5 protein-coding genes and 1 pseudogene are annotated in these 4,962 nt (G+C 70.1%); 5 read left to right on the top strand and 1 reads right to left on the bottom strand.

The window, feature by feature from the left end:
* Nucleotides 1-374: pseudogene (locus tag I5E_RS25230) on the top strand (hypothetical protein); the annotation flags it as partial.
* 84 nt (nt 375-458) lie between these two features.
* Here I5E_RS25230 and I5E_RS05080 read toward each other — a convergent pair.
* On the bottom strand, nt 459-1,283 hold the full coding sequence (locus I5E_RS05080; RefSeq protein WP_022906037.1) for a helix-turn-helix domain-containing protein: 825 nt from the start codon (nt 1,281-1,283) through the stop codon (nt 459-461).
* Between the two features lie 106 nt (nt 1,284-1,389).
* On the opposite strand from I5E_RS05080, the gene melA reads away from it, so the two are divergent.
* From melA to I5E_RS05065, 4 genes are all read left to right on the top strand, one after another.
* On the top strand, nt 1,390-2,814 hold the full coding sequence (gene melA / locus I5E_RS05075; RefSeq protein WP_022906036.1) for an alpha-galactosidase: 1,425 nt from the start codon (nt 1,390-1,392) through the stop codon (nt 2,812-2,814).
* Between the two features lie 127 nt (nt 2,815-2,941).
* Complete coding sequence (locus tag I5E_RS21200; RefSeq protein WP_022906035.1) at nt 2,942-4,105, top strand: ABC transporter substrate-binding protein; 1,164 nt, start codon at nt 2,942-2,944, stop codon at nt 4,103-4,105.
* Nucleotides 4,102-4,245 carry a hypothetical protein gene (locus I5E_RS26245; protein WP_022906034.1) on the top strand — a complete coding sequence of 48 codons (144 nt, stop codon included), beginning with the start codon at nt 4,102-4,104 and terminating at the stop codon, nt 4,243-4,245. Before I5E_RS21200 ends, I5E_RS26245 begins: the two co-directional genes overlap by 4 nt.
* Nucleotides 4,229-4,962, top strand: a 734-nt coding sequence (locus I5E_RS05065; RefSeq protein ID WP_049973440.1) for a carbohydrate ABC transporter permease, incomplete at its 3' end; no start/stop codon positions are given. The genes I5E_RS26245 and I5E_RS05065, both read left to right, overlap by 17 nt.

The raw sequence follows: 4,962 nt of genomic DNA, 5'->3' as shown, positions 1-4,962 counted from the left end.
CGTACTGGTCCCCGGACGGCAACTACCGCCCCTACGTGCAGGGCCTGCTCAACCACGACGACTCGGGCCTGACCCTCACCGCCGGTGAAACCACGGTCACGCTGGAGAACTTCGTCGTGAACCCCGGCTCGTCCAAGCTCTACGGCGACGTCCTGGTCAACGGCAAGGTCGCGGTCAACAACGCGTACCTGTTCTCCCTGCACGGTGGCACCCTGAAGCCGCTGCAGCTCGAGGGTGACAACGCGATCCTGACCGGCACCACCGTGCACGTCTCCGGCGACGCCGCGAAGCTGCTCAACAGCACCTTCAAGACCGACGCCGTGAAGTCCGGCCTCCTCGTCGGCGTCGCGACCATCACCGCACAGATCAAGTAACACCCCCCACGATCTCCGGCTGCGCATGGCAGTCCGGATCGGCCAACGCCCCGCCGCTCGCGACGGGGCGTTGCTCGTGTGTGGTCAGCGCGACCGCGCCCGGTACTCCCCCGGTGGCCCGCCGCACGCCCGGGTGAAGTGCGCGTAGAAGCTCGACTGCGACCCGAACCCGGCCGCGTGCGCGATCTCCGACGTCGTCATCGAGGTCGTCGCGAGCAGGCGCTGCGCCTCGGCGACCCGGCACCGGGTGAGGTACTCGAGGATGGTCGTCCCGACGTCCTGCCGGAACACCGACATCGCGTAGTGCGGGTGCAGGTGCGCCGCCGCGGCCACGTCGGCCACCTCGATCGGCTCGCGGAACTTCTCGACAACGAACCGCACCATGTCGATCACCCGGTGCATGGCGTCCGCGGTGCCGTGCCCGCCGCCCGGGCGGAGGTCGACGGCGTCCTGGTGGTGCCGCAGGAGCCGTCGGACGAGCGCCTGCGCCTCGAGGTTCGCGATGGTCTCGGCGCCCTCGTCCGCGAAGTCCCGCTGCCACGAGTCGAGCATCGACTCGACGTCACGACCGGCGGCCGCGGTCGGCACGACCACCGGCCGGTTGAGCAGCATCGCGCCGAGGTCGTGGTCGGGCAGCCCCCACGCGAGCACCTCGCCGAGCGGGATGTGCACCCACCGGAACTCCCCCGTCCCCGTCCCGTCGCCGACGAGCTGGTGCGGGGTCCACCCCCAGAAGAGCGCGATCTCGCCGGCGTGCACGCTGATCGGAGCGCCGCCGAAGCGGTAGTCGAGGTGCCCGTCGAGCACGAGGTTGATCTCGAGGTCGTCGTGCCGGTGCGACGACGGCATGAGCGGCGCCGGGCCACGGTGGCTCCAGTACGCCGCTTCCATCGTCTCCACGTCGAGCACACCGCGAGCCTACGACAGCGACCCGAGCGCGCCCATCCGAGGATCCTGGAACCCCGCCGTCCGAAGCCGGAGGCCCGCACCCGCCCCCGCTCCCTACCGTCGTTGCATGACCAAGATCACCATCATCGGCGCCGGCGGCTTCGTCTTCCCGTTCCGCCTCATCGGCGACCTCGTCTCCTTCCCCGCACTGCAGGGCGCGACACTGCACCTCATGGACCTCGACGCGGGCAGGGTCGCCCGCACCGCGAGCGCTGCCCGCGAGCTCGTCGCCCACCACGGCCTCGGCACCGAGGTCCTCGAGACCACCGACCGCCGCGAGGCCCTCGCCGGCGCGGACGTCGTCATCATCACGTTCCAGGTCGGCGGCGTGGAGTCGTACAAGTGGGACGTGGAGATCCCGAGGAAGTACGGCATCGACCAGGCCGTCGGCGACACCGTGGGACCCGGCGGCGTGTTCCGCTTCCTGCGCTCCGTGCGCGCCTACGAGGACATCGCCCGCGACGCGCTCGAGCTCTGCCCGGACGCCCAGTTCATCAACTACGCGAACCCGATGGCGATGGCCACGGCGTTCCTCAACGCGAAGGGCCTGCGCACGGTCGGCCTCTGCCACAGCGTGCAGGGCACCACGCGCATGCTCGCGCGGACCCTCGACGTGCCGTACGACGAGGTCGAGTACGTCAGCGCCGGCATCAACCACCAGGCGTGGATCCTCGAGTTCAAGCGGCGGAACGGCGAGGACCTGTACCCGCGCCTCCGCGAGGTGATGACCGCGAAGCACCGGCGCGGCGTCGCGGCGGCCGACCTGCACGACGACGACGGTGACCACAGCGAGGCGGCTGCGGCGGCGAGCAACTACGAGGGCGGCAACGAGCAGGTCCGCACGCAGCTGATGCACTCGTTCGGCTACTTCGAGACGGAGTCGAGCCACCACGCGAGCGAGTACGTGCCGTACTTCCGCAAGGACCCGGAGACGGTGCTCGAGTACATCCCGGAGCGCTGGGACTACTACGAGATCTGCCTCGCCCACGACGAGCAGGGCGACGTCGACCAACAGCTCGAGAAGCTCAAGGCCGATCTCTCCCCGTCGGTCGAGTACGGTGCGAGCATCGTCAACGCGATCGTCACCGGCGTCCCCGCGGTGGTCTACGGCAACGTCCCGAACCGCACCGGCGTGATCGCCAACCTGCCGTCGGACGCCTGCGTCGAAGTCGCCTGCCTGGCCGACGGCAACGGGGTCACCCCGATCTCGTTCGGCGAACTCCCCCCGCAGCTCGCGGCGATCAACCGGACGAACACGAACGTGCAGACGCTGGCGGTCCGCGCGGCGCTGACCGGCAGCGTCGAGCACGTCCACCACGCGGTCGCGCTCGACCCCCTCACAGCGGCGCACCTCACGCTCGACCGGATCGCCGAGATGACCGACGAGCTGCTGCTCGCGCACGCCGCGCTGCTCCCGGAGTCACTGCGCCCGACGACCGCGGTACCGGCCGAGCAGGGTGCCGTCCAGGAGGCGCGACCCGCCCTCGTCTGACCGCCCCGTCCGCCGGCGGGGCCGAGTCCACCGCGCGACCCGGCCCCGTCACGGACGCACCCGGACCCCGGGACGTGCACCGCGCCTCCTGGACCACCACGGCACCACGACCTCGAAGGAGAGGACCATGCCGACCCGACCACCCACCCAGCTGGCCCGACGCGGGTTCCTCGCGCTGGCCGGCATCTCGATGGCCGGCGCACTCGCCGCCTGCGCCGGCCAGGGCACCGCTGCCCACGGCGGCACGAAGCACATCCGACTGTCGACCTGGAACATCCCGACCGACATCACGAGCTACCAGCAGATCGCCGACGAGTTCGTCGCGGCGCACCCCGGCACCAGCGTCGCCGTCGAGGTCACCACGGGCCAGTTCCACCAGTGGTTCATCACCCGGCTCGCCGCGGACCTCGCGCCCGACGTCATCCGGATCACCCCGCAGCAGATCGGCCGGTACGCCGCGAACGGCAGCCTCGTCGACATCTCCGGCTCGATCCCGAAGGACTACCAGCAGGACTACAGCACGCCGTTCTGGGCGATCGGTGCCCGGGACGACGGTGTGTACGGCGTCTTCCAGCACACCGACAACTTCATCACCTACTACAACCGCGAGGTCATGGACCGGATCGGGGTCACCCCGCCGGCGCGCCTCGCGGACGCGTGGACGTGGGACGAGTTCCTCGACGTCGCGAAGGAGGTCAAGCAGGTCACCGGCAAGTACGCGTTCGGGTACGGCTGGTCCGCGCCGGAGACCGCCTACCGGTGGCTGCCGTTCGTCTACCAGAACGGGGGCGCGTTCCTCGGCGAGGACGGTGCCACCCCCTCGATGGACACCCCCGAGGCGATCGACGCCCTGGCCTTCGGGCGAAAGTGGTACGCCGACGGCCTCGCCACCACCGGCAACCTGTCGAAGAGCGGCGGCGGGGACGTCGCCCGCAACCTGTTCCTGACCGGGCAGATCGGCATGATGCTCAACAACCCGGAGTCGATCGTGCAGCTCGACACCGACATGCGGGACAACTGGGGCACGGCGCCGATGATCCGGAACGTGGGTGAGGCGAGCGACCTCGGCGGCAACGCCCTCGCCGTCACGAAGTCGAGCAAGCACCCCGAGCTCGCGGCCGAACTCGTCGCGATGATCACCTCGCGGCCGAAGATGCAGCAGTTCTGCCACGACGGCAACTGGCTGCCCGCCCGCGAGTCCCTCGACGCGGCGGACATCGGGTACGCCGCGAACTCGGACACCATGCAGCGGTTCATCGACCAGGGGTCGACCATCCCGCTGTCGATGTGAAGGCCGAGAGCGGGCAGTACTTCTCGTCGCTCAACGCGGTGTTCGCCGACTACCTCGACCTGTGCCTGCTCGGGCAGCTCAGCCCGAAGGAGGCCTCGAGCCAGATGATGGAGGCGATGCGCAGTGTCACTGCGAACTGAGACCGCGCCGGTCCGGACCACGGCGTCGGCTGCACCGCCCACCGGCGGAATCCCCGCCGGTGGTGCCGCGCGACGACGTCAGGGCCGGTTCGTCCCCTGGGTGTTCGTCGGCCCCGCCGCACTGCTGTTCCTCGGCTTCTCACTCATCCCGATCGTGACCGCGATCGCCCTGAGCTTCCAGGACTCGAGCACCTCGCTCGGCGACGGCACCTGGGTCGGCGGGAAGAACTTCGTCGACATGGGCTCCGACCCGCTCATCGGGACGGCGCTGCGGAACACGCTCGTCTTCACGATCGGGACCGTCCCGACCGCGATGGCGATCGGCCTCGCCCTGGCGGTGGCGCTGAACCGACCGCTGCCCGGGCGTTCGGTGTTCCGTGCGCTCTTCTTCGTGCCGATGGTCGCCGCCGGCGTCGTGGTCGGCGTCATCATGTCGTGGATCTTCAACGGTGACTACGGCGTCGTGAACAACCTGCTCGAGGCGCTCGGTCTCGGCCGCGTGCCCTGGCTGACCGCGCCCGGCTGGGCGATGGCGACCCTGGTGATCGTCGTCGTGTGGACCCGGATCGGGTTCTGCATGGTGATCTACCTCGGCGCGCTGCAGTCCGTGCCCGCCGAGCTCAAGGAGGCAGCCGCGATCGACGGTGCCTCGCGGTGGGTGCGGTTCCGGACGATCACGTGGCCGCTCCTGCGCCCGACGACGTCGATCCTGCTCAT

This window comes from Curtobacterium sp. B18 (assembly GCF_000333375.1).
Lineage (GTDB): Bacteria > Actinomycetota > Actinomycetes > Actinomycetales > Microbacteriaceae > Curtobacterium.
The sequence above is the reverse complement of the archived record's forward strand: the minus strand, read 5'-3'. Positions and strand labels throughout refer to the sequence as shown.

What these genes read in the sequence shown, in the direction of transcription:
- I5E_RS21200 (WP_022906035.1), top strand. Translation starts at nt 2,942, where the DNA reads ATGCCGACCCGACCACCCACCCAGCTGGCCCGACGCGGGTTCCTCGCG.
- melA (WP_022906036.1), top strand. Translation starts at nt 1,390, where the DNA reads ATGACCAAGATCACCATCATCGGCGCCGGCGGCTTCGTCTTCCCGTTC.